Annotated in this window: 27 protein-coding genes; 17 read left to right on the top strand and 10 right to left on the bottom strand. The window is 61.0% G+C overall.

What is annotated here, in order from left to right:
* The first annotated feature begins 12 nt into the window (after nucleotides 1–12).
* Genes pyrR through AB4P96_RS03800 form a run of 3 tightly spaced genes read left to right on the top strand, consistent with a single transcriptional unit; the run spans nucleotide 13 to nucleotide 2,816 of the window.
* Nucleotides 13–519 (top strand): bifunctional pyr operon transcriptional regulator/uracil phosphoribosyltransferase PyrR, encoded by a 507-nt coding sequence (gene pyrR / locus AB4P96_RS03810; RefSeq protein ID WP_017139446.1) that lies wholly within the window; start codon nucleotides 13–15, stop codon nucleotides 517–519.
* A gap of 24 nt (nucleotides 520–543) precedes the next feature.
* Nucleotides 544–1,548, top strand: coding sequence for an aspartate carbamoyltransferase catalytic subunit (locus tag AB4P96_RS03805; protein ID WP_056857699.1), 1,005 nt, complete (start codon nucleotides 544–546; stop codon nucleotides 1,546–1,548).
* On the top strand, nucleotides 1,545–2,816 hold the full coding sequence (locus tag AB4P96_RS03800) for a dihydroorotase (protein ID WP_099550338.1): 1,272 nt from the start codon (nucleotides 1,545–1,547) through the stop codon (nucleotides 2,814–2,816). The genes AB4P96_RS03805 and AB4P96_RS03800 overlap by 4 nt, the downstream gene beginning before the upstream one ends.
* A gap of 145 nt (nucleotides 2,817–2,961) precedes the next feature.
* On the opposite strand, the gene AB4P96_RS03795 is transcribed toward AB4P96_RS03800, so the two are convergent.
* Nucleotides 2,962–3,390, bottom strand: a complete 429-nt coding sequence (locus tag AB4P96_RS03795) for a TM2 domain-containing protein (RefSeq protein ID WP_138454259.1) — start codon at nucleotides 3,388–3,390, stop codon at nucleotides 2,962–2,964.
* 249 nt (nucleotides 3,391–3,639) lie between these two features.
* On the opposite strand from AB4P96_RS03795, the gene AB4P96_RS03790 reads away from it, so the two are divergent.
* A complete protein-coding gene (locus AB4P96_RS03790) occupies nucleotides 3,640–4,275 on the top strand; it encodes a C40 family peptidase (RefSeq protein WP_017139450.1) in 636 nt (211 codons plus the stop codon).
* A gap of 130 nt (nucleotides 4,276–4,405) precedes the next feature.
* Here the strand turns inward: AB4P96_RS03790 and AB4P96_RS03785 are convergent, their stop codons facing one another.
* Nucleotides 4,406–5,440: a type IV pilus twitching motility protein PilT gene (locus AB4P96_RS03785; RefSeq protein WP_017139451.1), complete on the bottom strand. Its 1,035-nt coding sequence runs from the start codon at nucleotides 5,438–5,440 to the stop codon at nucleotides 4,406–4,408.
* A gap of 57 nt (nucleotides 5,441–5,497) precedes the next feature.
* Here AB4P96_RS03785 and AB4P96_RS03780 point away from each other — a divergent pair, with 57 nt between their 5' ends.
* The 9 genes from AB4P96_RS03780 to AB4P96_RS03740 all read left to right on the top strand — a co-directional run bounded on the left by AB4P96_RS03780 (nucleotide 5,498) and on the right by AB4P96_RS03740 (nucleotide 12,200).
* On the top strand, nucleotides 5,498–6,184 hold the full coding sequence (locus AB4P96_RS03780) for a YggS family pyridoxal phosphate-dependent enzyme (protein ID WP_169987578.1): 687 nt from the start codon (nucleotides 5,498–5,500) through the stop codon (nucleotides 6,182–6,184).
* Nucleotides 6,185–6,217: 33 nt separating this feature from the next.
* Entirely contained in the window at nucleotides 6,218–7,036 is an 819-nt protein-coding gene (gene proC / locus AB4P96_RS03775) for a pyrroline-5-carboxylate reductase (RefSeq protein ID WP_395600514.1), read from the top strand.
* Nucleotides 7,037–7,061: 25 nt separating this feature from the next.
* Nucleotides 7,062–7,649 carry a YggT family protein gene (locus AB4P96_RS03770; protein ID WP_017139454.1) on the top strand — a complete coding sequence of 196 codons (588 nt, stop codon included), beginning with the start codon at nucleotides 7,062–7,064 and terminating at the stop codon, nucleotides 7,647–7,649.
* A gap of 194 nt (nucleotides 7,650–7,843) precedes the next feature.
* Nucleotides 7,844–8,983, top strand: coding sequence for a homoserine O-acetyltransferase (locus AB4P96_RS03765; RefSeq protein ID WP_170036803.1), 1,140 nt, complete (start codon nucleotides 7,844–7,846; stop codon nucleotides 8,981–8,983).
* A gap of 7 nt (nucleotides 8,984–8,990) precedes the next feature.
* Complete coding sequence (gene metW / locus AB4P96_RS03760; RefSeq protein ID WP_016972957.1) at nucleotides 8,991–9,611, top strand: methionine biosynthesis protein MetW; 621 nt, start codon at nucleotides 8,991–8,993, stop codon at nucleotides 9,609–9,611.
* A 21-nt stretch (nucleotides 9,612–9,632) separates the two neighbouring features.
* Nucleotides 9,633–10,070 (top strand): DUF4426 domain-containing protein, encoded by a 438-nt coding sequence (locus AB4P96_RS03755; RefSeq protein WP_017139456.1) that lies wholly within the window; start codon nucleotides 9,633–9,635, stop codon nucleotides 10,068–10,070.
* The gene (rdgB, locus tag AB4P96_RS03750; RefSeq protein WP_017139457.1) at nucleotides 10,067–10,660 is read left to right on the top strand and encodes an RdgB/HAM1 family non-canonical purine NTP pyrophosphatase; all 594 of its coding nucleotides are present in this window, start codon (nucleotides 10,067–10,069) and stop codon (nucleotides 10,658–10,660) included. The genes AB4P96_RS03755 and rdgB overlap by 4 nt, the downstream gene beginning before the upstream one ends.
* The gene (gene hemW, locus AB4P96_RS03745; protein ID WP_395600513.1) at nucleotides 10,657–11,859 is read left to right on the top strand and encodes a radical SAM family heme chaperone HemW; all 1,203 of its coding nucleotides are present in this window, start codon (nucleotides 10,657–10,659) and stop codon (nucleotides 11,857–11,859) included. Before rdgB ends, hemW begins: the two co-directional genes overlap by 4 nt.
* Before the next feature lie 17 nt (nucleotides 11,860–11,876).
* Nucleotides 11,877–12,200, top strand: coding sequence for a DUF3392 domain-containing protein (locus AB4P96_RS03740; RefSeq protein ID WP_017139459.1), 324 nt, complete (start codon nucleotides 11,877–11,879; stop codon nucleotides 12,198–12,200).
* 143 nt (nucleotides 12,201–12,343) lie between these two features.
* On the opposite strand, the gene trmB is transcribed toward AB4P96_RS03740, so the two are convergent.
* The 4 genes from trmB to AB4P96_RS03720 form a co-directional block, all read right to left on the bottom strand.
* Entirely contained in the window at nucleotides 12,344–13,069 is a 726-nt protein-coding gene (trmB, locus tag AB4P96_RS03735; RefSeq protein WP_017139460.1) for a tRNA (guanosine(46)-N7)-methyltransferase TrmB, read from the bottom strand.
* A 9-nt stretch (nucleotides 13,070–13,078) separates the two neighbouring features.
* A complete protein-coding gene (locus AB4P96_RS03730; RefSeq protein ID WP_017139461.1) occupies nucleotides 13,079–13,873 on the bottom strand; it encodes a thiazole synthase in 795 nt (264 codons plus the stop codon).
* Between the two features lie 65 nt (nucleotides 13,874–13,938).
* Nucleotides 13,939–14,139 carry a sulfur carrier protein ThiS gene (gene thiS, locus AB4P96_RS03725; protein ID WP_032865944.1) on the bottom strand — a complete coding sequence of 67 codons (201 nt, stop codon included), beginning with the start codon at nucleotides 14,137–14,139 and terminating at the stop codon, nucleotides 13,939–13,941.
* 71 nt (nucleotides 14,140–14,210) lie between these two features.
* Nucleotides 14,211–14,588: a DUF423 domain-containing protein gene (locus AB4P96_RS03720; RefSeq protein WP_056857688.1), complete on the bottom strand. Its 378-nt coding sequence runs from the start codon at nucleotides 14,586–14,588 to the stop codon at nucleotides 14,211–14,213.
* Between the two features lie 74 nt (nucleotides 14,589–14,662).
* On the opposite strand from AB4P96_RS03720, the gene mtgA reads away from it, so the two are divergent.
* Nucleotides 14,663–15,385: a monofunctional biosynthetic peptidoglycan transglycosylase gene (mtgA, locus tag AB4P96_RS03715; RefSeq protein WP_099550332.1), complete on the top strand. Its 723-nt coding sequence runs from the start codon at nucleotides 14,663–14,665 to the stop codon at nucleotides 15,383–15,385.
* Between the two features lie 195 nt (nucleotides 15,386–15,580).
* On the opposite strand, the gene rpoH is transcribed toward mtgA, so the two are convergent.
* The 4 genes from rpoH to ftsY form a co-directional block, all read right to left on the bottom strand.
* The gene (rpoH, locus tag AB4P96_RS03710; protein ID WP_017139465.1) at nucleotides 15,581–16,435 is read right to left on the bottom strand and encodes an RNA polymerase sigma factor RpoH; all 855 of its coding nucleotides are present in this window, start codon (nucleotides 16,433–16,435) and stop codon (nucleotides 15,581–15,583) included.
* Nucleotides 16,436–16,564: 129 nt separating this feature from the next.
* The gene (gene ftsX, locus AB4P96_RS03705) at nucleotides 16,565–17,587 is read right to left on the bottom strand and encodes a permease-like cell division protein FtsX (protein WP_138813455.1); all 1,023 of its coding nucleotides are present in this window, start codon (nucleotides 17,585–17,587) and stop codon (nucleotides 16,565–16,567) included.
* On the bottom strand, nucleotides 17,584–18,255 hold the full coding sequence (gene ftsE / locus AB4P96_RS03700; RefSeq protein ID WP_003213784.1) for a cell division ATP-binding protein FtsE: 672 nt from the start codon (nucleotides 18,253–18,255) through the stop codon (nucleotides 17,584–17,586). The genes ftsX and ftsE overlap by 4 nt, the downstream gene beginning before the upstream one ends.
* A complete protein-coding gene (gene ftsY / locus AB4P96_RS03695) occupies nucleotides 18,252–19,676 on the bottom strand; it encodes a signal recognition particle-docking protein FtsY (protein WP_099550331.1) in 1,425 nt (474 codons plus the stop codon). The genes ftsE and ftsY overlap by 4 nt, the downstream gene beginning before the upstream one ends.
* Nucleotides 19,677–20,014: 338 nt before the next feature.
* Here ftsY and AB4P96_RS03690 point away from each other — a divergent pair, with 338 nt between their 5' ends.
* The 3 genes from AB4P96_RS03690 to rsmD are packed head-to-tail and all read left to right on the top strand — an operon-like array spanning nucleotide 20,015 to nucleotide 23,470.
* Nucleotides 20,015–21,370 (top strand): pitrilysin family protein, encoded by a 1,356-nt coding sequence (locus AB4P96_RS03690; RefSeq protein WP_017139467.1) that lies wholly within the window; start codon nucleotides 20,015–20,017, stop codon nucleotides 21,368–21,370.
* A complete protein-coding gene (locus AB4P96_RS03685; protein WP_395600512.1) occupies nucleotides 21,363–22,853 on the top strand; it encodes a M16 family metallopeptidase in 1,491 nt (496 codons plus the stop codon). Before AB4P96_RS03690 ends, AB4P96_RS03685 begins: the two co-directional genes overlap by 8 nt.
* The gene (rsmD, locus tag AB4P96_RS03680; RefSeq protein WP_056857682.1) at nucleotides 22,853–23,470 is read left to right on the top strand and encodes a 16S rRNA (guanine(966)-N(2))-methyltransferase RsmD; all 618 of its coding nucleotides are present in this window, start codon (nucleotides 22,853–22,855) and stop codon (nucleotides 23,468–23,470) included. The genes AB4P96_RS03685 and rsmD overlap by 1 nt, the downstream gene beginning before the upstream one ends.
* Nucleotides 23,471–23,549 lie beyond the last annotated feature (79 nt).

The following is a 23,549-nucleotide window of genomic DNA, read 5'->3' as shown; positions in this document are numbered from 1 at the left end:
GAAGGAGCCACCATGAGCCTGCCCAATCCCGCCGAACTGATCAGCCAGATGGCGATTCGCCTTAAGGCCCACTTGGAACACCGCGCCATCAGCGAGCCGCGTTTTATCGGCATCCGCACTGGTGGTGTGTGGGTGGCCCAGGCGCTACTGGAAGAGCTGGGCAGCGATTCGCCGCTGGGCACCCTGGACGTGTCCTTTTACCGCGACGACTTCAGCCAGAATGGCCTGCACCCGCAAGTGCAGCCCTCGGCGCTGCCGTTTGAGGTCGAAGGCCAGCATCTGGTGCTGATCGACGACGTGCTGATGAGCGGCCGCACCATCCGCGCCGCCCTTAACGAGCTGTTCGACTACGGCCGCCCGGCCAGCGTGACCCTCGTATGCCTGCTGGACCTGGACGCCGGCGAATTGCCGATCAGCCCGGACGTGGTTGGTGCAACGCTGTCGCTGCAAGCCCATCAACGGGTAAAATTGTCCGGTCCCACGCCGCTCGAACTCGAACTGCAAGACCTTGCCCTTTAAACCGCCTTGTACAGAGTCCCCGCGATGACGCCTCTAGATGCCAAGCGCCCGCTGCAGCTCAATGCTCAGGGCCAGTTGCAACACTTCTTGTCCCTCGACGGTTTGCCCCGCGAACTGCTCACCGAAATCCTCGACACCGCCGACTCGTTCCTCGAAGTCGGTGGCCGGGCGGTGAAGAAAGTCCCGCTGCTGCGTGGCAAAACCATCTGCAATGTGTTCTTCGAGAACTCCACGCGCACCCGCACCACCTTTGAACTGGCGGCCCAGCGGCTGTCGGCCGACGTGATCACACTGAACGTGTCCACCTCGTCGGCTAGCAAGGGCGAAACCCTGCTCGACACCCTGCGCAACCTGGAAGCCATGGCCGCCGACATGTTCGTGGTACGCCACGGCGACTCCGGCGCCGCGCATTTCATCGCCGAACATGTGTGCCCGCAGGTGGCAATCATCAACGGCGGCGACGGCCGCCACGCCCACCCGACCCAGGGCATGCTGGACATGCTCACTATTCGTCGGCACAAGGGCAGCTTTGAAAACCTCTCGGTGGCCATCGTCGGCGACATCCTGCACTCGAGGGTGGCGCGCTCGAACATGCTGGCCCTGAAAACCCTCGGCTGCCCGGACATTCGCGTGATCGCGCCGAAAACCCTGCTGCCGATCGGCATCGAGCAATACGGCGTGAAGGTCTACACCGACATGACCGAAGGCCTCAAGGATGTGGACGTGGTGATCATGCTGCGCCTGCAACGTGAGCGCATGTCCGGTGGCCTGCTGCCGAGCGAAGGCGAGTTCTACCGCCTGTTCGGGCTGACTACCGCGCGTTTGGCCGGCGCCAAGCCGGATGCCATCGTGATGCACCCAGGCCCGATCAACCGTGGCGTGGAGATTGAATCGGCGGTGGCCGATGGCCCGCAGTCGGTGATCCTCAACCAGGTGACTTATGGCATCGCCATCCGCATGGCCGTGTTGTCCATGGCCATGAGCGGGCAAACCGCGCAACGTCAATTCGAGCAGGAGAACGCCCAGTGAAGCTCAGCATTCTAGGCGCTCGCGTTATCGATCCAGCCAGCGGGCTGGATCAAGTCACCGACCTTCACCTGGAAGCCGGCAAGCTCATCGCCATTGGCGCCGCGCCCGCCGGCTTCAGCGCCAGCCAGAGTATCGATGCCAACGGCCTGGTGGCCGCGCCTGGCCTGGTGGACCTGAACGTCGCCCTGCGCGAGCCGGGTTACAGCCGCAAAGGCAGCATCGCCAGCGAAACCCGTGCCGCTGCGGCCGGTGGCGTCACCAGCCTGTGCTGCCCGCCACACACCAAGCCGATCCTGGACACTTCGGCGGTGACCGAGTTGATCCTCGACCGCGCCCGTGAAGCCGGTAATTGCAAGGTGTTCCCCATCGGCGCCCTGAGCAAAGGCCTGGAAGGCGAACAACTTGCCGAGCTGATCGCCCTGCGTGACGCCGGTTGCGTGGCGTTCGGCAATGGCCTGGAGAGTTTTCGCAGCACCCGCACGCTGTGCCGTGCGCTGGAATATGCGGCCACGTTCGATCTGACCGTGATCTTCCACTCCCAGGACCGCGACCTGGCCGAAGGTGGCCTGGCTCATGAAGGCGCCGTGGCCAGCTTCCTCGGCCTGCCGGGCATTCCGGAAACTGCCGAGACCGTGGCCCTGGCCCGTGACCTGTTGTTGGTGGAACAAAGCGGCGTGCGCGCGCACTTCAGTCAGCTCACCAGCGCACGCGGTGTGGCCTTGATCGCTCAGGCCCAGGCACGTGGCCTGCCGGTGACGGCGGATGTGGCGTTGTATCAGCTGATTTTGACCGATGAGGCGCTGATCGACTTCTCCAGCCTGTATCACGTGCAGCCACCGCTGCGCACGCTGGCCGACCGTGAAGGTTTGCGGGCGGCGGTGAAGTCGGGTGTGGTTTCGGCGATTTCCAGCCATCACCAGCCCCACGAACGGGATGCCAAGCTGGCACCGTTTGGCGCAACAGAGCCGGGCATCAGCAGCGTAGAGCTGTTGTTGCCACTGGCGATGACGCTGGTGGAAGACGGCTTGCTGGACTTGCCGACACTGCTCGCCCGCCTGAGCGCTGGCCCTGCCGAGGCCCTACGCCTTCCAGCGGGCAAGTTGGCGGTGGGTTCGGCGGCGGATCTGGTGCTGTTTGACCCGGCCAGTTCCACGGTTGCCGGGGAACACTGGCTGTCCAAGGGCGAGAACTGCCCGTTCATCGGCCATAGCCTGCCGGCGACGGTGCGCTACACCTTGGTGGATGGGCGGATTACTTACCAGGCCTGATAGATCACACAGCTAGTGTAGGCACGGTCAATGTGGGAGCTGGCTTGCCTGCGATGCGGACACCTCGGTCTTTCATCCCTACCGAGGTGATGCTATCGCAGGCAAGCCAGCTCCCACATTTGCATCTCTACATGACTTAAGTGCTTTATCGTCCAGCACTGCGCTCGGCATTGCGGATCGAAATCTGCGTATTCAACGTCCAGAAGTCATACAGCACCCCGATCAGGAACAAACCGCCGGTCAGCAGGTAGATCAGGCCGGTGATCCATTTGCCCTGGTACATGCGGTGCAAACCGAATACACCCAGGAACGCCAACAGAATCCAGGCCACGTTGTATTCGATCGGGCCAGCGGTAAAACGCAGGTCTGCTTCACGGTCCATGGCCGGGATCAGGAACAAGTCGATCAGCCAACCGATACCGAACAGGCCGAAGGTGAAAAACCAGATCGTCCCGGTCACGGGTTTGCCGTAATAGAAGCGATGTGCCCCGGTAAAACCAAAAATCCAAAGCAGGTAACCGATCACCTTGCTGTGGGTGTCTTGCTGCGTAACATCCTGTCGATAGGTGTTCATGGAGTACCTCTTTTGCCTCGATAGATAAATTTTTTCATTTTCTTTGTGACTTTTTTACGGGCGCCCGACGCACGGCAAATGGTATCTTCCCTCCCGCAAAGCCTTATGCCACCTGACTTCTGTAGGACAATAGCGGCAATTCGTCGCGTTTTTCCTGAGTTTGACCCCAGAGTTCAGTCGACAAACGGCCTGAGAACGACACAAAAAGCTGTTATAAAGTTGCGCGCAAACCTAAAAGAGCCACGCCTAATGCGACCATTTTTCAAGACATGGCTAACCATTTGCCTATTAATGCCACTGGCCGCCCACGCCACCAATCGTGAGCAACGTCTTCCTAACGTTAACGGTTTCACCCCTAAAGTTCACAGCACACCCAGCACTGCCAAGTCGGTAAAGCTGACCGTCAACCGCCCGACTCAAGTGAGCAAGGCCCACGGTAAAGCGATCCACACCCAACTGGCCGTCAACACCAAACAAAGCAGCAATGTCCTCAGCCGTGCCGTTAACGTGCTCGGTACTCCTTATCGTTGGGGCGGCAGCAGCCCAAGTAAAGGGTTCGACTGCAGCGGTTTGGTGAAATATGCGTTTAATGATGTAAAAGCGGTGGATTTGCCCCGCACCTCCAACGCCATGGCTGCCGGCCACGGCTTGAAGGTTGATCGCAAGGATTTAAAACCGGGCGACCTGTTGTTCTTCAAACTCAAGAGCCGCCAGGTCAACCACGTTGCCATCTACCTGGGCAACGACCGCTTTATCCACGCACCGCGCCGTGGCAAGTCGGTGAGCATCGACACACTGAAAAAGCCGTTCTGGGACAAGAACTACGTGATTGCCAAGCGTGTTCTGCCTAAAGAGCAGAATAACCTGCGGGTTGTTCAGCGCTGATCCCAGGCTGAATGCACTACAAAATGTGGGAGCTGGCTTGCCTGCGATAGCGAACTGCCAGGCGACATCTCTGTCGACTGGCACACCGTCATCGCAGGCAAGCCAGCTCCCACACTGATTTCATCGGCGTTCAGATATCTGTCGGCACCCGCGCCAGCCCCCGCGCATCCTCCCGGCTGATCAGCCCTGCGCTGACCAACGCCTTCAAGCTCATATCCAGCGTTTTCATCCCCAACGCCCCGCCGGTTTGAATCGCCGAGACCATCTGCGCCACTTTGTCCTCGCGGATCAGGTTACGGATGGCTGGCGTGCCCAGCATGATCTCGTGCGCCGCCACCCGGCCGCCGCCGAGCTTCTTGACCAGCACCTGGGACACCACCGCCTGCAGCGACTCCGACAGCATGGCGCGCACCATGGCTTTTTCCCCCGCCGGGAACACGTCCACCAGCCGATCCACGCTCTTTGCCGCTGAGGTGGTGTGCAGCGTGCCCAATACCAAGTGCCCGGTCTCTGCGGCCGTCAACGCCAGGCGGATGGTTTCCAGGTCACGCAGCTCGCCCACCAGAATCACATCCGGGTCTTCACGCAGGGCCGAGCGCAGCGCCGCCGAAAAACTATGAGTGTCGCGGTGTACCTGGCGCTGGTTGATCAGGGCCATTTTCGGCCTGTGGATAAATTCGATCGGGTCTTCCAGCGTGAGGATGTGCTGGCGCCGGTGCTGGTTGAGGTGGTCGATCATCGCCGCCAGGGTCGTCGACTTGCCGGAGCCGGTCGCCCCGGTCACCAGTACCAGGCCACGCGGCAGCTGTGCGATACGGCGGAATACCTCACCTAACCCGAGGCTCTCCAGGCTTTGCACTTCGGTCGGGATGGTGCGAAACACCGCGCCCATTCCGCGATCCTGGCGGAACACATTCGCGCGGAACCGCGCCAGGCCCGGCAGTGCGAACGCAAAATCCGTTTCAAGAGATGTTTCGAAATCCTTTTGTTGGTGCTGGTTGAGCAAAGGGCTTAATAAGTCCGCAACTTGCGTAGGCGAAAGCACCGGCCCCTCCAATGGCCAGATTTCGCCATCGACACGCAGCATCGGCGCCAGGCCAGCCGACAAATGCAGGTCGGAGGCGCCACGGCGCACGCTGGCCGTCAGCAGTTCAGTGATATCCATAGGGCTTTCCATTTCCAGTAGAATGCCGCGGACTCCATATCCACGGGTGCATCTTGAATGTCGACGATAGCAGACAACATTGGCCAGGTTAGCCAGCGCATCCGCGCCGCGGCCCACGCCGTGCAACGTGACGAAAGCAGCATCCACCTGCTGGCCGTGAGCAAGACCAAACCGGCCCAGGCCGTGCGCGAAGCCTATGCCGCCGGCATGCGCGACTTTGGCGAGAACTACCTGCAGGAAGCCCTGGGCAAACAGGCTGAATTAACCGACCTGCCCTTGAGTTGGCACTTCATCGGCCCCATTCAATCGAACAAGACTCGTGCGATCGCCGAGCACTTCGCCTGGGTGCATTCCGTGGACCGCCTGAAAATCGCGCAACGCCTGTCTGAACAACGCCCGGCTGACCTGCCGCCGCTGAATATCTGCATTCAGGTCAACGTGAGTGGCGAAGCCAGCAAGTCCGGCTGTACACCCGCCGACCTGCCGGCCCTGGCTGCTGCAATCAGCGCCCTGCCGCGTTTGAAGCTGCGTGGTTTGATGGCGATCCCCGAGCCGACTGAAGATCGCGCTGCACAAGATGCAGCCTTCGCTGCGGTAAAAGACCTGCAAGCCAGCCTGAACCTGCCGCTGGACACACTTTCCATGGGCATGAGCCACGACCTTGAGTCGGCCATCGCCCAAGGGGCCACCTGGGTGCGGATCGGTACCGCCCTGTTTGGCGCCCGCGACTACGGCCAGCCGTAAAATGGCTGACATCCCTCTAAGTAAGGACCTGTCATGAGCAACACGCGTATAGCCTTTATCGGCGCCGGCAACATGGCGGCCAGCCTGATCGGCGGCCTGCGGGCCAAGGGCCTGGAAACCACGCAGATCCGCGCCAGCGACCCCGGCGCCGAGACCCGCACCCGCGTCAGCGCCGAGCACGGTATCGAAACCTTTGCCGATAACGCCGAGGCCATCCACGGCGTCGACGTGATCGTGCTGGCGGTAAAACCGCAAGCCATGAAGGCCGTGTGCGAAAGCCTGCGCCCGAGCCTGCAACCGCACCAACTGGTGGTATCGATCGCCGCCGGCATCACCTGCGCCAGCATGAACACCTGGCTCGGTGCCCAGCCGATCGTGCGTTGCATGCCCAACACTCCGGCACTGCTGCGCAAGGGCGTCAGCGGCTTGTACGCCACCTCCGAGGTGACTGCCGAGCAGCGCGACCAGGCTCAGGAACTGCTGTCTGCCGTGGGCCTGGCCGTGTGGCTGGAACAGGAGCAGCAGTTGGACGCGGTCACCGCCGTGTCCGGCAGCGGCCCGGCTTACTTCTTCCTGCTGATCGAAGCCATGACCGCCGCCGGCGTCAAACTCGGCCTGTCACATGAAGTCGCTGAACAACTGGCCGAGCAAACTGCTTTGGGCGCCGCGAACATGGCGGTCGACAGTGATGTAGACGCTGCCGAGTTGCGCCGTCGCGTGACCTCGCCAGGCGGTACCACGCAGGCCGCCATCGAATCCTTCCAGGCCGGGGGCTTTGAAGCCCTGGTGGAAAAAGCACTGGGTGCCGCCGCACACCGTTCAGCCGAGATGGCTGAGCAACTGGGCAAATAGTCATCCCTTACCAAGGTAATCAAACATGCTCGGAATCAATGACGCTGCCATTTTCATCATCCAGACCCTGGGCAGCCTGTACCTGCTGATCGTGCTGATGCGTTTTATCCTGCAACTGGTGCGGGCGAACTTCTACAACCCGCTGTGCCAATTCGTGGTCAAGGCCACCCAACCGCTGCTCAAGCCACTGCGCCGGGTAGTGCCGAGCATGTTCGGCCTGGACATGTCCTCGCTGGTGCTGGCACTGCTGCTGCAAATCCTGTTGTTTGTGGTGATCCTGATGCTCAACGGCTACCAGGCGTTCACCGTGCTGCTGTTGCCATGGGGCTTGATCGGAATCTTCTCGCTGTTTTTGAAGATCATTTTCTGGTCGATGATCATCAGCGTGATTCTGTCGTGGGTCGCACCCGGCAGCCGCAGCCCGGGTGCTGAGTTGGTAGCCCAGATCACCGAACCGGTGCTGGCACCGTTCCGTCGCCTGATCCCGAACCTGGGCGGCCTGGATATCTCGCCAATCTTCGCGTTTATCGCGATCCAGCTGCTGCAAAGCTGGGTGATTCCGCGCTTGGCCTACTATGCGTTCATGCCTAAAGAGCTGTTCGGCCTGATCTGATAGGTGGGAGCTGGCTTGCCTGCGATGCAGGCTCCTCGGTGTGTCAGTCTCACCTTGGTGATGCAATCGCAGGCAAGCCAGCTCCCACACAAGCCAGTGCTGATATCTGTATCTGCGTACTGGTGCAGGCCTTTGCTTGCCGCTGGGGTCACCGCTCTTTAGACTTACGCCTCATTTAAACGAGAGCAGGGTCGATGCCAGCTGCCTTCCCCCCCGATTCTGTTGGACTGGTCGTGCCCCAAGTGGCGCACTTCAGCGAACCGCTGGCCCTGGCCTGCGGCCGTTCGCTGCCTGCCTACGACCTGATCTATGAAACCTACGGCCAGTTGAACGCCACGGCGAGCAACGCCGTGCTGATCTGCCACGCCCTGTCCGGCCATCATCACGCCGCTGGCTTTCACAGTGCCGACGAGCGCAAGCCCGGCTGGTGGGACAGCTGCATCGGCCCCGGCAAGCCCATCGACACCAACAAATTCTTTGTGGTCAGCCTGAACAACCTCGGCGGCTGCAATGGTTCCACCGGCCCGAGCAGCCTCAACCCGGAAACCGGCAAGCCGTTCGGCGCCGACTTCCCGGTGCTGACCGTGGAAGACTGGGTGCACAGCCAGGCGCGCCTTGCCGACTTGCTGGGCATCTACCAATGGGCCGCTGTGATCGGCGGCAGCCTGGGCGGCATGCAGGCGCTGCAATGGACCATCTCCTATCCGGATCGCGTGCGCCATTGCCTGGCCATCGCCTCGGCCCCAAAACTGTCGGCGCAGAACATCGCGTTCAACGAAGTGGCACGCCAGGCCATCCTCACCGACCCCGAGTTCCACGGCGGTTCGTTCCAGGAAGCCGGTGTGATCCCCAAGCGCGGCTTGATGCTGGCGCGGATGGTCGGGCATATCACCTACCTGTCCGATGACTCCATGGGCGAAAAATTCGGCCGTGGGCTCAAGAGCGAAAAGCTCAACTACGACTTCCACAGTGTCGAGTTCCAGGTCGAAAGCTACCTGCGTTACCAGGGCGAGGAGTTCTCGGGGCGCTTCGACGCCAACACTTACTTGCTGATGACCAAGGCGCTGGACTACTTCGACCCGGCCGCCAACCACGACGACGACCTGGCGAAAACCTTCGAGCACGCCACGGCCAAGTTCTGCGTGATGTCATTCACCACCGATTGGCGCTTCTCGCCAGCGCGTTCGCGTGAACTGGTGGACGCCTTGATGGCCGCACGCAAAGACGTCTGCTACCTCGAGATCGATGCTCCGCAAGGCCATGACGCCTTCCTGATTCCGATCCCACGCTACCTGCAGGCTTTCAGCAACTACATGAACCGCATTACTTTGTGAGAACGCCATGAGAGCCGACCTGGAAATCATCCAAGACTGGATCCCCGCCGGCAGCCGCGTGCTCGACCTGGGCTGCGGTGATGGCGAACTGCTCAGCTGGCTGCGCGACAACAAGCAAGTCACCGGGTATGGCCTGGAAAACGACCCGGACAACATCGCCCAGTGCGTGGCCAAGGGCATCAACGTGATCGAGCAGGACCTGGACAAGGGCCTGGGCAACTTTGCCAGCAACAGTTTCGATATCGTGGTGATGACCCAGGCCCTGCAAGCGGTGCATTACCCGGACCGCATCCTCGACGAGATGCTGCGCGTGGGCCGTCAGTGCATCATTACCTTCCCCAACTTCGGCCACTGGCGCTGCCGTTGGTACCTGGCGACCAAGGGCCGCATGCCGGTCTCGGACTTCCTGCCATACACCTGGTACAACACACCGAACATCCACTTCTGTACGTTTGAAGACTTCGAAGCCCTGTGCGGCGAGCGTGAAGCCAAGGTGATCAACCGCCTTGCCGTCGATCAACAGCACCGCCATGGGTGGGCGAGTAAGCTATGGCCTAATCTGTTGGGCGAAATTGGTATCTACCGGGTCAGCAGCCCTGGCCTGACCGACCACAAGATTGCCGTCTAATCATTATCAAGAGGCACGATCATGAGTCGTTTGGCTGTTTTTCTATTGACCGCCTTCCTGGGCGCCAGCGCCGTGGCAGCAGACGCCGTCGACGGTAACCGCCAGAAAGAATTTGGCGATATCACTGTGCACTACAACACCTTCACCTCGAGTTTCCTGCAACCGGAAACCGCCCAGGCAGCCGGTATCGTGCGCAGCAACGAGAAGGGCCTGATCAATGTGTCGGTGATCAAGGGCGTGACGCCAGTGGCCGCGCAGGTGACCGGCACGATCAAGGACTTGAGCGGCAAGAGCGAAGTGCTGACGTTCAAGCAGATTACTGAAAAGGGCGGCATCTCGTACCTGGCGCCCTACTCGGTCACACAGCAGGAATACCGGACGTTTACCATCAACGTTGAAACCGGTGGCAAGGCCCACGGTTTCAGCTTCGTCCAAGAACTTTTTCCGGGCACCAAATGAACCTGACACAGCTCGTACTCGCCAGCCATAACGCCGGCAAACTCAAAGAACTCCAGGCCATGCTCGGCGACTCCGTGCAGCTGCGCTCGATCGGCGAGTTCAGCCAGGTCGAACCGGAAGAGACCGGCCTGTCGTTTGTCGAAAACGCCATCCTCAAGGCCCGCAATGCCGCACGCATCTCCGGCCTGCCGGCGCTGGCGGATGACTCGGGCCTGGCCGTGGATTTCCTTGGCGGCGCGCCTGGGATCTACTCGGCGCGGTATGCCGATGGCAAAGGCGACGCGGCCAACAACGCCAAACTGCTGGACGCCCTCAAGGACGTGCCGGACGCGATGCGCGGCGCACAGTTTGTCTGCGTGCTGGCGCTGGTTCGCCACGCTGATGACCCGTTGCCGATTCTGTGCGAAGGCCTGTGGCACGGGCGCATCCTGCATGCCGCCAGTGGCGAGCATGGCTTTGGCTATGACCCGCTGTTCTGGGTGCCGGAGCGCAATGTCTCCAGCGCCGAACTGAGCCCGGCCGACAAGAACCAGATCAGCCACCGCGCCCGCGCAATGGATTTGCTGCGCCAACGCCTGAGCCTGAAATGACCCAGAACACCTCTGCGCAGCCGCTGATCCACGGCGGCGCGCAAACGCCTCGGGCGGCCTTGTCGGTGCTGCCGCCCCTGGCGCTGTACATCCACATCCCGTGGTGCGTGCGCAAATGCCCGTATTGCGACTTCAACTCCCACACCGCCAGCAAAGTGCTGCCGGAAGAAGAGTACGTAGACGCATTGCTGGCCGACCTTGATCAAGACCTGCATGCGGTTTACGGCCGTGAACTAAGCTCGATTTTCTTCGGTGGCGGCACGCCCAGCCTGTTCAGCGCCGCCGCGCTGGGGCGCCTGCTCAAAGGCGTGCAAGCCCGTATCCCGTTTGCCAACGACATCGAAATCACCCTGGAAGCCAACCCTGGCACCTTCGAGCAAGAGAAGTTCGTGGCGTACCGCAAGTTGGGGATCAATCGCCTGTCCATCGGCATCCAGAGCTTCCAGCAGCAAAAGCTTGAGGCGCTGGGCCGCATCCATAACGGCGATGAAGCTGTGCGCGCCGCCGGCATGGCACGCCAGGCCGGGTTCGATAACTTCAACCTGGACCTGATGCACGGCTTGCCCGATCAGTCACTGGACGATGCCCTGAGCGACTTGCGCCAGGCCATCGCATTGAAGCCAACGCACTTGTCCTGGTATCAGCTGACGCTGGAACCCAACACCGTATTTTGGAACCAGCCGCCCGCGCTGCCGGAAGACGACACGCTGTGGGATATTCAGGAAGCTGGCCAGGCACTGCTGGCCGAACACGGTTACGCGCAATATGAAGTGTCGGCCTATGCCCAACCGGGCCGCCCGGCACGGCACAACCTGAATTACTGGAGCTTCGGCGACTTTATCGGCATCGGCGCGGGCGCCCACGGCAAGCTCAGCCATCCGGACGGGCGCATCGTGCGCACCTGGAAAACCCGGGCGCCAAAGGACTACCTCAACCCGGCAAAAAGTTTCCAGGCCGGGGCGAAAGAACTGACCAATGAGGAGCTGCCGTTCGAGTTCCTGATGAACGCTTTGCGCCTCACCGAAGGCGTTGAATCCAAGCTGTACGCCGAACGCACCGGCCTCGACCTGGCCAGCCTCGACGAAGGCCGCCAGGAGGCAGAACAAAGTGGCTTAATGCAGGTCGAACCGTCACGCCTGGCGGCCACCGACCGTGGGCAACTCTTTCTCAATGACCTGTTGCAGAAGTTTTTGAGCTGACGCTCTAAGGAAATCACATGGATTTGGTACTCGACCTGCTCGCCACCGTGTCCCGCTGGAGCCGTAGCAACCTGTCGGAAATCTCCCTGGCCCTTGTCGGTTGTTTGCTGGTGTTGTTTGGCGCGGATATCAAAGGCTGGATCGAAGGCCGCTTGGGCAGCATCGCCGGAGCATTGCGCGTACCGTTGATGGCGCTGGTATGCATGATCGGCAGCGGCGCAGCCTTGCTGTATGCCACGCCTTGGATTGTGCGGGGGCTGAGCCAGTTTAATAACTACAGTTTGGCGCCAGTGTTGGTGGTGGTGCTGGTGTTGATTGGCGTAGTCGCCGACCGCCGCTGATTCCAAAGCCCAACACAAAACAACTGTGGGAGCTGGCTTGCCTGCGATGCAGGCACCTCGGTGTATCTGTGATACTGAGGTGATGCTATCGCAGGCAAGCCAGCTCCCACAGTTGATTGCACTCCAAGCCGGCTATTGGCTTGTCAGTCAACCTTCTCGAACTTCAAATCCCAAACCCCATGCCCCAGTCGCTCGCCGCGGCGTTCGAACTTGGTGATCGGGCGCTCGGCCGGGCGCGGCACGCATTTGCCGTCTTCGGCCAGGTTGCGGTAGCCAGGCGCTACGTCCATCACTTCCAGCATGTATTCGGCATACGGCTCCCAGTCTGTGGCCATGTGCAGAATGCCACCCACTTTCAGCTTGCTGCGCACCAGCTCCGCGAAGGAAGCCTGGACGATACGGCGTTTGTGGTGACGCGATTTGTGCCATGGGTCCGGGAAGAACAGCATCAGGCGGTCGAGGCTGTTGTCGGCGATGCAGCGGTTGAGTACTTCAATCGCGTCGCAGTCGTAGACTCGCAGGTTGGTCAGGCCTTGGGTCAGTACGCCGTTAAGCAGCGCGCCGACACCTGGGCGGTGCACTTCCACCCCGATAAAGTCCTGGTCCGGCGCGGCCGCGGCCATTTCCAGCAGGGAGTGGCCCATGCCGAAACCGATTTCCAGGGAACGCGGGGCCGAACGGCCGAACACCTGGTCGTAGTCCACCGGCGCGTCGGCCAATGGCAACACGAACAGCGGCGTACCTTGCTCCAGGCCCTTTTGCTGGCCTTCGGTCATGCGGCCGGCGCGCATCACAAAACTCTTGATGCGGCGGTGCTTGGACTCGTCGCCTTCTTCCACGGTGTTCGGCGTTTCGTTTGATTCAGTCATCAATGGCTCTTACTTGATCAGACCATCCAGCGGCGAGGAGGCGCTGGCGTACAGTTTTTTCGGCATGCGACCGGCGAGGTAGGCCAAGCGGCCCGCGACGATTGCGTGTTGCATGGCTTGGGCCATCATGACCGGCTGCTGGGCATGGGCGATGGCCGAGTTCATCAGCACCGCGTCGCAACCCAGCTCCATGGCGATGGTAGCGTCGGAGGCAGTGCCCACGCCCGCGTCCACCAGCACCGGAATCCTGGCTTCTTCGAGGATGATTTGCAGGTTGTACGGGTTGCAGATGCCCAGGCCAGAACCGATCAGGCCGGCCAGCGGCATCACGGCGATGCAGCCGATTTCGGCCAATTGGCGAGCGATGATCGGGTCATCACTGGTGTAGACCATCACGTCGAAGCCTTCCTTGACCAGGGTTTCGGCGGCCTTGAGGGTTTCGATCACGTTGGGGAACAGGGTTTTCTGATCGGCCAGCACTTCCAGTTTCACCAGGTTGTGGCCGTCAAGCAGCTCACGGGCCAGGCGGCAGGTGCGCACGGCTTCGATGGCATCGTAGCAACCGGCAGTGTTCGGCAGGAAGGTGTAGCGATCCGGCGACAACACTTCGAGCAGGTTCGGTTCGCCTTCGATCTGGCCGAGGTTGGTGCGGCGCACGGCAAACGTCACGATCTCGGCACCCGAGGCTTCGATGGCCAGACGGGTTTCTTCCATGTCGCGGTACTTGCCGGTGCCAACCAGCAGGCGGGACTGGTAGGTACGACCGGCCAGGACGAAGGGCTTGTCGCTACGAACGATGCTCATGGGAAATCCTCGAATTGGGGTGAGGTTCTGCAGAATGCGGGTTGACGCCCTTGAGCGCCGGGCGGCTAGCCGCCGCCGATGGCGTGGACCACTTCGACCTGATCACCTTCGGTGAGCGCGGTTTCGGCATGCTGGCTACGCGGGACGATATCCAGGTTGAGCTCCACTGCGACTCGGCGTCCGGTCAGGTCCAGACGGGTCAGCAGGGCCGCAACGGTTTCACCGTCGGGCAGTTCAAAGGATTCGCCGTTCAACTGAATGCGCATGCCACGGGCCGCCATCGTTTTTAGGGGCCAGCATTCTAGCCCGATCAGCGTGGCTGACCCAAGTCCCTTGGTCAGGCTACCTGTAGACGCCACGCAGTCAAACCGAGGAAGAACCAGCCGAGCAAGAAGGCCAGACCACCAAACGGCGTGATGATGCCGAGCTTGCTGATGCCGGTCAGGGTCAGCGCATACAGACTGCCCGAGAACAGCAGGATGCCGACGGTAAAGGAGATGCCCGCCCAGCTGACCAATCGGCCAGGAATATGCGCGGCCAGCAACGCCACGCCGAACAGCGCCAGGGCGTGCACCAACTGGTAGGTGACGCCCGTATGGAAGATCGCCAGGTACTCGGCGCTCAGGCGGTTTTTCAGGCCGTGGGCGGCAAAGGCGCCCAGGGCGACGCCGGTAAAGCCGAAAAAGGCAGCCAGCATCAGAAAGCTACGCAGCATGAGGAACTCCAGTCAGACTCGAGGGGCAGGGTCTGTATAATGGCCCGCTCAACGGGTTCGGCCAAGCCATCTCTATGCTGCGTCTCCTCTTCAAGCGCTTTCTTAAAGTCATTAAATGGTTTGCCATCGGCAGTGTGCTGCTGGTGCTGCTGTTTCGTGTGGTGCCGCCGCCGTTCACCGCGTTGATGGTGGAGCGCAAGATCGAATCCTGGATCGACGGCGAGCCGATCGATGTGCAGCGCACCTGGGTGCCGTGGGATGAGATATCCGACGAACTGAAAGTGGCGGTAATGGCGGGTGAAGACCAGCGTTTCCCGCAGCATTGGGGTTTTGACTTCGGCGCGATCCAGGCGGCGCTGCTGCACAACGAGCGCGGCGGTTCGATTCGCGGCGCCAGCACTCTGAGCCAGCAAGTGTCAAAGAACCTGTTTTTGTGGACCGGTCGCAGTTATCTGCGCAAAGGCCTGGAAGCCTGGTTTACCGCACTGATCGAAGTGTTGTGGCCCAAGCAGCGGATTCTTGAGGTGTACCTCAATAGCGTGGAGTGGGATGAAGGCGTGTTTGGCGCAGAGGCCGCCGCGCGGCATCACTTTGGCGTGAGTGCCAAAGCGCTTTCCCGTCAGCAGGCCAGCTATCTGGCGGCGGTTTTGCCCAACCCTCGAGTGTGGAGTGCCAGCCATCCAACAGCCTATGTGGCAAGGCGAGCGGCATGGATTCGGCAGCAGATGAGCCAGTTGGGTGGGGATGGTTACTTGGTGGAATTGAATAACTCCCGCAAAGCCCCCTGGTCCGATTGACACACTGCACTACCCATGTGGGAGCTGGCTTGCCTGCGATAGCGGTGGGTCAAACTACCCATGTGTTAGCAGATACTGCCTCATCGCAGGCAAGCCAGCTCCCACAGTGGACCGAGTTGAGCTTGAGATTTTCGACTGCAAACAAAAATGCCCCAATCTTTCGATCGGGGCATTTTTTTGTCTTATCGCAGCGTTTTAAGCGGCGATCGACAACTTCAGCTTGTTCATCGCGCTTTTCTCAAGCTGACGAATCCGCTCGGCCGACACGTTGTACTTCTGTGCCAGGTCGTGCAGCGTGGCTTTTTCTTCAGCCAGCCAGCGCTGATAGAGGATGTCACGGCTACGGTCGTCCAGCACTTCCAGCGCTTCGTGCAGGTTCTGGTTGGAGTTGTCGCTCCAGTCGGCGTCTTCCAGTTGACGCGCCGGGTCGTACCGGTGGTCTTCCAGGTAGTTGGCCGGCGATTGGAAGGCGCTGTCGTCGTCCGCTTCAGCGGCCGGGTCGAAGGCCATATCATGGCCGGTCAGGCGACTTTCCATCTCGCGCACTTCACGCGGCTCCACGCCGAGGCTTTCGGCCACGCGGTGGACTTCCTCGTTGTTCAGCCACGCCAGGCGTTTTTTCTGACTGCGCAGGTTGAAGAACAGCTTGCGCTGGGCCTTGGTGGTCGCGACTTTCACGATGCGCCAGTTGCGCAGGATGAACTCGTGGATTTCCGCCTTGATCCAGTGCACGGCAAACGATACCAGGCGCACGCCCATCTCAGGGTTGAAGCGCTTTACAGCCTTCATCAGGCCGACGTTGCCTTCCTGGATCAGGTCAGCCTGGGCCAACCCGTAGCCGCTATAGCTACGGGCGATATGTACGACAAAACGCAGGTGGGCGAGCACCATCTGCCGAGCCGCCCCCAAATCCTGCTCATAGTAGAGACTCTCGGCCAGTTCACGCTCCTGCTCGGGCGTCAGCAATGGAATGCTGTTGACCGTGTGCACATAGGCCTCCAGGTTCGCACCCGGGACCAGAGCATAAGCAGGTTGCAAAGAAGTGGTCATACGAAAAAACCTCCGACTCACATAACTCGTGCAGTTCAGCACTGCGAAAATTGACCGGGAACCGTAGGACAAGTTCCCTAAACCACCAATACGGTCAATACAAACGAAACCACATTAATCTGACATTAACTACTTCGGTGCCAGCTCACGTAAATGACGAGCGACCGCAATCCAGGCACCGATATACCCCAACAAGACGGCACCAAGCAAGAGACTCAAGCCATCGGCGACCGGCACGCCGGCCAGGGCAAAATCGCTGCCGTACAAACCGGCCAGCCCTACTACCGCGTCGTTGAGCCAGTTCAAGCCAAAAGCCAAAACGCCCCAGGACAAAATCCCGGCACCGAAGCCATAAAGCGCGCCCATGTACAGAAAAGGCCTACGCACATAGCTGTCTGTGCCGCCGACCAGTTTAATCACTTCTATCTCGGTGCGGCGGTTTTCAATATGAAGACGAATGGTATTACCTATCACCAAAAGTAATGCAGACACCAACAACACCGTGAGACCGAACACAAAGCGGTCGCCCAGCTTGAGAATGGCCGCCAGACGCTCTACCCAGACTAGATCAAGTTGTGCCTGTTGTACCTTGGGCATCTCTGCGAGTTTTTGTCGCAGGGCCTCAAGCGCTGGCTTGTCGACTTCGTTCGGCGTCACCAGCACCACGCCCGGCAGCGGGTTCTGCGGCAGCTCTTTAAGCGCCTCACCCAGGCCGGACTGCTGCTGGAACTCTTCAAGGGCCTGATCGCGGCTGATGTATTCGGCATCCGCCACACCCGGCAGGTTCTTGATGTCGTCGCGCAGGCTCTCGCCATCTTTGGCGCTGGTGTCGAGGTCCAGGTACAGCGAAATCTGCGCCGCGCGCTGCCAGGAACCGCCCAGGCGCTCTACATTATTAAGCAGCAGCGACAAACCCATCGGCAGGCTCAGTGCCACGGCCATTACCAGGCAGGTGAAAAAGCTGCCGATCGGCTGCTTGCCCAGGCGGCGCAGGCTGTCGACCAAGCTGGCACGATGGCTTTCGATCCAGGCGCGCAGCAGCGTGGCGAAATCCGGGCCATCATCTTCGTCGCGTTTTTTCTTCGGCGGTTGCGGGTCGGCGGCTTTTGGCGCCACACGCTCGGAAACCTTGGGGCTGCGAGTCGCACTCATACGCCAGCCTCCCCGTCGCCGATCAGGCGGCCGCGTTGCAGGGTCAGCATGCGGTGGCGCATACGGGCGATCAGTGCCAGGTCGTGACTGGCGATCAATACGCTGGTGCCCAGGCGGTTGATGTCTTCGAACACGCCCATGATCTCAGCCGCCAGACGCGGGTCGAGGTTACCGGTAGGTTCGTCCGCCAGCAGCAAGGCCGGGCGGTGGACAATGGCGCGGGCGATGCCGACGCGCTGTTGTTGGCCGGTGGACAGGTCGCCCGGGTACAGGTCGGTCTTGTCCGACAGTGCCACGCGCTCCAGGGCCGAATCCACACGCTTGACGATTTCAGCCTTGGACAAGCCGAGAATCTGCAGCGGCAAAGCAATGTTGTTGAACACCGTACGATCGAACAGCAACTGGTGGTTCTGGAACACCACGCCGATCTGGCGGCGCAGGAACGGGATCTGTGCATTGCTGATGGTGGCCAGATCCTGGCCGGCCAGCAGCAGCTTGCCGGTGGTCGGGCGTTCCATCGCCAGCAACAGCCGCAACAGCGTACTTTTACCGGCGCCCGAATGGCCGGTTACAAATAGAAACTCGCCACGCCGCACTCGAAAGCTCAGCTCATGCAAGCCCACATGCCCGTTGGCGTAGCGTTTACCGACCTGTTCGAATCGAATCATGAACGCTCCCGCTCGGCGAAAAGTGCCTGTACAAAGGGTTCGGCTTCAAAGGTGCGCAGGTCGTCGATACCTTCACCGACACCGATATAACGAATCGGCAACCCGAACTGTTTGGCCAGGGCGAAGATCACACCACCCTTGGCCGTGCCGTCGAGCTTAGTCAATGCCAGGCCAGTCAGTTGCACCGTCTGGTTGAATTGTTTGGCCTGGCTGATGGCGTTCTGGCCAGTGCCGGCGTCGAGCACCAGCAGCACTTCGTGCGGGGCGTCGGCGTCGAGCTTGCCAATTACGCGGCGCACTTTCTTCAGCTCTTCCATCAGGTTGTCTTTGGTGTGCAGGCGACCGGCGGTATCAGCGATCAACACATCGATGTTACGGGCCTTGGCAGCCTGCACGGCATCGAAAATCACCGAGGCGGAATCGGCGCCGGTGTGCTGGGCGATGACCGGGATCTTGTTGCGCTCACCCCAGACCTGCAACTGCTCCACGGCAGCGGCGCGGAAGGTGTCACCGGCGGCGAGCATGACTTTTTTGCCTTCCGACTGCAGCTTCTTGGCCAACTTGCCGATGGTGGTGGTTTTGCCGGCGCCGTTGACGCCGACGACCAGGATCACGAACGGCTTGTTCGGCGTGATCACCAGCGGCGCTTCCACCGGCTTGAGCATCGCAGCCAGTTCGGCCTGAAGGGATTTGTAGAGCGCATCGGCGTCGGTCAACTGCTTGCGCGCAACCTTCTGGGTCAGGCTCTGGATGATCACGGCAGTGGCTTCGACGCCCACGTCGGCGGTCAACAGACGGGTTTCGATGTCTTCCAGCAGCTCGTCATCAATAACCTTCTTGCCCAGGAACAGGCTGGCCATGCCTTCGCCGATACTGGCGCTGGTTTTGCTCAGGCCTTGCTTGAGGCGGGCGAAGAAGCCGGTTTTGCTGGTTTCAGCGGGAGCAACAACGGGCTCCGGGGCGACCGGCGGCTCGATAATGGCGGGGGCGGCAACCACCACAGGTGCCGGCGCTGGCTCCACAACCACCGGCGCAGGCGTTTCGATCACTGGCGGCGCTTCGACCACAACCGCCACCGGCTCAACCACGACCGGAATCGGCGGCGTCACGTGCTCAGCCTGCACGTCTTCAACCAGCGCCACAGGCTCTTCGGCCACCGGCAGTTCCAGCCACGACTTGTGCTCTGGCTCTGGCTCAACCTGTGCCGCTGGCTGCAATACGGGCTCAGCCATCGGCAACACCACCGGCGCCGGGGTTTCAGCGACCGGTTCGGCTTCTAATACAGGCTCTGGAATCGGCTCAGGCTGAACCTGTGGCTGTTCGACGACGGTTTCCTGCGGCTTTTTGCGCAGCCATCCGAACAGGCCTTTTTTCTCGCCAGCCGCAGCTGGACTCTTCTTGTCGTCGTTGGAACCAAACATGGAGGACGGCTATCTCAAAGTAGCGATGCGCCAGGGCGCCTCGGTAAATAAATTCGATGCAGAACAGACTGCTTTAACGCTCGCTTGTTCATGCGCAACATTTTGTAAGGCGTAAATAAAGGCCTCAACAAATCGTTTCAATAAAGGACTGAAGCGACAAAATCGGCGAAAAGTAGAAGATCGTCGGGGAAATCCAGCGCCAATTCCTACATTCCTACGACTGAAACCGGGACAAGATGACTGCCACAGTGGCCCTGTCCAAACCGGATCAGTATCCTAGCACCTCCTCGCCCGCCGACGCTAAGACCAAGCGGGTAGCCCAACAGGTTAAAACACGAATGATTGCTCTAGCCCGCCGCGCCGCAGGCCTGCTGCTCAGCACAGTTTGTCTGCCTCTTTCAGCCTTGGCTGCCGACCCACAACCCACCCATGAATTCACCCTCGATAACGGCCTTAAAGTGGTCGTGCGCGAAGACCATCGCGCGCCGGTGGTGGTTTCCCAGGTCTGGTACAAGGTCGGTTCGAGCTACGAAACCCCGGGCCAGACCGGTTTGTCCCATGCCCTGGAACACATGATGTTCAAGGGCAGCGCCAAAGTCGGTCCCGGCGAAGCCTCGCTGATCCTGCGTGACCTGGGCGCTGAAGAAAACGCCTTCACCAGCGACGACTACACCGCGTATTACCAGGTACTGGCGCGTGACCGCCTGGGTGTCGCTTTCGAACTGGAGGCCGACCGCATGGCCAGCCTGCGCCTGCCGGCCGATGAGTTCAGCCGCGAAATCGAGGTGATCAAGGAAGAACGCCGCCTGCGCACCGACGACAACCCGATGTCCAAGGCCTACGAGCGCTTCAAGGCGATGGCCTACCCGGCCAGCGGCTATCACACGCCGACCATCGGCTGGATGGCCGACCTTGAGCGCATGAAGGTTGAAGAACTGCGCCACTGGTACCAGTCCTGGTATGTGCCGAACAACGCCACACTGGTGGTGGTCGGCGACGTGACGCCGGACGAGGTCAAGAAACTCGCCGAACGTTACTTCGGCCCAATCCCCAAGCGTGATGTGCCACCCGCCAAGATCCCACTGGAACTGGCCGAACCTGGCGAGCGCTTACTGACCCTGCACGTGCAGACCCAACTGCCGAGCGTGATCCTCGGTTTCAACGTGCCGGGCCTGGCGACTGCCGAAGACAAGCGCTCGGTGCAAGCCCTGCGCCTGCTCTCGGCCCTGCTCGATGGCGGCTACAGCGCGCGTATCTCGGAACAGCTGGAGCGCGGTGAAGAACTGGTCTCCGGCGCGTCCACCAGCTACGACGCCTATACCCGTGGTGACAGCCTGTTCACATTGAGCGCCACGCCGAATCAGCAGAAGAAAAAGACCATTGCCCAGGCCGAAGCCGGCCTGTGGCGCCTGCTGGACGAGTTGAAAGCCAAGCCGCCGACCACCGAAGAACTGGAGCGTATCCGCGCCCAAGTAATTGCCGGCGTGGTTTACCAACGTGATTCCATCACCAGCCAGGCCACGGCCATCGGCTCGCTGGAAACCGTTGGCCTGTCCTGGAAACTCATGGACACCGAGCTTGCCGACCTGCAAAGCGTGACCCCGGAAGATATCCAGAAAGCCGCGCGCACCTACTTCACCCGCGAACGTTTGAGCGTCGCCCATGTTTTGCCCGAGGAGACCGCTCATGAGTAATCGCAAAAGCAGCCGCCTGATCTTCCCCGGCCTGGTCGTCGTCACCCTGATCGCCGCCAGCGCCGTGTACTTCCTGCGCCCGAGTGAATCGGTGGCCAGCCAGGCGCTGGACAAGGCGCAATCGGCCAACAAACTGCAATCTTTGGCAGAACTGGACGGCAAGGCGCCGACCAACCGCAAGCTCGACGTGCAAACCTGGACCACCGCCGAGGGCGCCAAGGTGCTGTTCGTCGAAGCCCACGAACTGCCAATGTTCGACATGCGCATCCTGTTCGCCGCCGGCAGCAGCCAGGACGGCAATACCCCAGGCGTTGCGTTGCTGACCAACGCCATGCTCAACGAAGGCATACCGGGCAAGGATGTCAGCCAGATCGCCAGCGGCTTTGAAGGCCTGGGTGCCGACTTCGGCAACGGCGCTTATCGCGACATGGCGTTGGTGTCCCTGCGCAGCCTGAGCGACAGCGACAAGCGCGACGCGGCCCTGACGCTGTTTGACCAAGTGATCGGCAAGCCGACTTTCCCGGCCGACTCCCTGGCGCGCATCAAAAACCAGATTCTTGCCGGTTTTGAGTACCAGAAACAGAACCCAGGCAAGCTGGCCAGCCTTGAGTTGTTCAAGCGGTTGTACGGCGACCACCCTTACGCGCACCCGAGCGAAGGCACGCCTGAGAGCATTCCGGCGATTACCCTGGCGCAGTTGCAGGCGTTCCACGCCAAAGCATATGCAGCGGGCAATGCGGTGATTGCCGTGGTGGGCGATCTGACTCGCGCCGACGCTGAGGCCATGACGGCCAAGGTCTCCGCATCGCTGCCCAAAGGCCCGGCCCTGGCCAAGATCGCCCAGCCGACCGAGCCGAAAGCTGGCCTGAGCCATATCGAGTTCCCGTCCAAGCAAACCCATTTACTGTTCGCGCAACTGGGCATCGACCGCGCCGACCCGGACTACGCCGCCTTGTCCCTGGGCAACCAGATCCTCGGCGGTGGTGGTTTCGGCACCCGCTTGATGAGCGAAGTGCGTGAGAAGCGCGGCCTGACCTACGGCGTTTACTCCGGTTTCTCGCCGATGCAGGTACGTGGTCCGTTCATGATCAACCTGCAGACCCGCGCCGAAATGAGCGGCGGCACCCTGCGCCTGGTTGAAGACGTGCTGGCCGACTACCTCAAGACCGGCCCGACGCAAAAGGAACTGGACGACGCCAAGCGTGAGCTGGCCGGTAGCTTCCCGCTGTCTACCGCAAGCAACGCCGATATCGTCGGGCAGCTGGGCGCCATGGGTTTCTATAACCTGCCGCTGAGCTATCTTGAGGATTTCATGAAACAATCCCAGGCCCTGACCGTAGAGCAGGTCAAGGCTGCAATGAATAAACACTTGAGCGCCGACAAGATGGTCATCGTGACCGCCGGCCCGACGATTGCGCAAAAGCCACTACCGCCCCACACTGATAAACCCGCCGAGCAGCCGCTCGGGGTTCCGGAGCATTAATGGCCAGTTCATCTCGCCCGAAAAAACCTGTCCACAACGTGCATAACGGCGTGGGCCAACTGCGCATCATTGGCGGTGAATGGGGCAGCCGCAAGCTGAGTTTCCCTGACGTCGTGGGCCTGCGCCCAACGCCGGATCGCGTGCGTGAAACCCTGTTCAACTGGCTCGCGCCGTATATCGGCGGCGCCAAGGTACTGGACCCGTTCGCCGGCAGCGGCGCGCTGTTCCTCGAAGCGCTGTCCCGTGGCGCCGCCCAGGGCCAGGCGCTGGATGCCAGCAATGTGGCGGTGTCCAGCCTCAAGGAACACCTGGGCACACTGCGCTGCACCACCGGCCAGGTGCAGACAGCCGATGCGCTGCGCTACCTGGAAACCCAGGCGGCCAGCGAATACGACGTGGTGTTCCTCGACCCGCCGTTCAACCAGAACCTGTTGCCGACGGTGTGTGCGCTGCTGGAAGAGCGCCAGTGGCTGGCACCCGATGCGTGGATCTACACTGAAAGCGAGACCGCGCCGTCTACCCTCGGCCTGCCGGGCAGCTGGCGCCTGCACCGAGAGCAGAAGTCCGGTCGCGTGTATTACGCGTTGTGGCATCGGTTGGTTGAAAGCGCCGCTTAACCTTAGGTAAATGTTGTAGTGAGCGGGCTTTTTGTGGCGGCCAGGATGGTTGTGGCGAGCAGGCTTGCCCTGCGTTGGG

This window comes from Pseudomonas sp. B19125, assembly GCF_044218855.1.
In the GTDB taxonomy this organism is placed as follows: domain Bacteria; phylum Pseudomonadota; class Gammaproteobacteria; order Pseudomonadales; family Pseudomonadaceae; genus Aquipseudomonas; species Aquipseudomonas edaphica.
The sequence above is the reverse complement of the archived record's forward strand: the minus strand, read 5'-3'. Positions and strand labels throughout refer to the sequence as shown.

Coding starts and splice junctions, on each gene's coding strand:
- pyrR (WP_017139446.1), top strand. CDS start 13: ATGAGCCTGCCCAATCCCGCCGAACTGATCAGCCAGATGGCGATTCGC.
- AB4P96_RS03805 (WP_056857699.1), top strand. CDS start 544: ATGACGCCTCTAGATGCCAAGCGCCCGCTGCAGCTCAATGCTCAGGGC.
- AB4P96_RS03795 (WP_138454259.1), bottom strand. CDS start 3,390: ATGAACACCTATCGACAGGATGTTACGCAGCAAGACACCCACAGCAAG.
- AB4P96_RS03790 (WP_017139450.1), top strand. CDS start 3,640: ATGCGACCATTTTTCAAGACATGGCTAACCATTTGCCTATTAATGCCA.
- AB4P96_RS03785 (WP_017139451.1), bottom strand. CDS start 5,440: ATGGATATCACTGAACTGCTGACGGCCAGCGTGCGCCGTGGCGCCTCC.
- AB4P96_RS03780 (WP_169987578.1), top strand. CDS start 5,498: ATGTCGACGATAGCAGACAACATTGGCCAGGTTAGCCAGCGCATCCGC.
- proC (WP_395600514.1), top strand. CDS start 6,218: ATGAGCAACACGCGTATAGCCTTTATCGGCGCCGGCAACATGGCGGCC.
- AB4P96_RS03770 (WP_017139454.1), top strand. CDS start 7,062: ATGCTCGGAATCAATGACGCTGCCATTTTCATCATCCAGACCCTGGGC.
- AB4P96_RS03765 (WP_170036803.1), top strand. CDS start 7,844: ATGCCAGCTGCCTTCCCCCCCGATTCTGTTGGACTGGTCGTGCCCCAA.
- metW (WP_016972957.1), top strand. CDS start 8,991: ATGAGAGCCGACCTGGAAATCATCCAAGACTGGATCCCCGCCGGCAGC.
- AB4P96_RS03755 (WP_017139456.1), top strand. CDS start 9,633: ATGAGTCGTTTGGCTGTTTTTCTATTGACCGCCTTCCTGGGCGCCAGC.
- rdgB (WP_017139457.1), top strand. CDS start 10,067: ATGAACCTGACACAGCTCGTACTCGCCAGCCATAACGCCGGCAAACTC.
- hemW (WP_395600513.1), top strand. CDS start 10,657: ATGACCCAGAACACCTCTGCGCAGCCGCTGATCCACGGCGGCGCGCAA.
- AB4P96_RS03740 (WP_017139459.1), top strand. CDS start 11,877: ATGGATTTGGTACTCGACCTGCTCGCCACCGTGTCCCGCTGGAGCCGT.
- trmB (WP_017139460.1), bottom strand. CDS start 13,069: ATGACTGAATCAAACGAAACGCCGAACACCGTGGAAGAAGGCGACGAG.
- AB4P96_RS03730 (WP_017139461.1), bottom strand. CDS start 13,873: ATGAGCATCGTTCGTAGCGACAAGCCCTTCGTCCTGGCCGGTCGTACC.
- thiS (WP_032865944.1), bottom strand. CDS start 14,139: ATGCGCATTCAGTTGAACGGCGAATCCTTTGAACTGCCCGACGGTGAA.
- AB4P96_RS03720 (WP_056857688.1), bottom strand. CDS start 14,588: ATGCTGCGTAGCTTTCTGATGCTGGCTGCCTTTTTCGGCTTTACCGGC.
- mtgA (WP_099550332.1), top strand. CDS start 14,663: ATGCTGCGTCTCCTCTTCAAGCGCTTTCTTAAAGTCATTAAATGGTTT.
- rpoH (WP_017139465.1), bottom strand. CDS start 16,435: ATGACCACTTCTTTGCAACCTGCTTATGCTCTGGTCCCGGGTGCGAAC.
- ftsX (WP_138813455.1), bottom strand. CDS start 17,587: ATGAGTGCGACTCGCAGCCCCAAGGTTTCCGAGCGTGTGGCGCCAAAA.
- ftsE (WP_003213784.1), bottom strand. CDS start 18,255: ATGATTCGATTCGAACAGGTCGGTAAACGCTACGCCAACGGGCATGTG.
- ftsY (WP_099550331.1), bottom strand. CDS start 19,676: ATGTTTGGTTCCAACGACGACAAGAAGAGTCCAGCTGCGGCTGGCGAG.
- AB4P96_RS03690 (WP_017139467.1), top strand. CDS start 20,015: ATGATTGCTCTAGCCCGCCGCGCCGCAGGCCTGCTGCTCAGCACAGTT.
- AB4P96_RS03685 (WP_395600512.1), top strand. CDS start 21,363: ATGAGTAATCGCAAAAGCAGCCGCCTGATCTTCCCCGGCCTGGTCGTC.
- rsmD (WP_056857682.1), top strand. CDS start 22,853: ATGGCCAGTTCATCTCGCCCGAAAAAACCTGTCCACAACGTGCATAAC.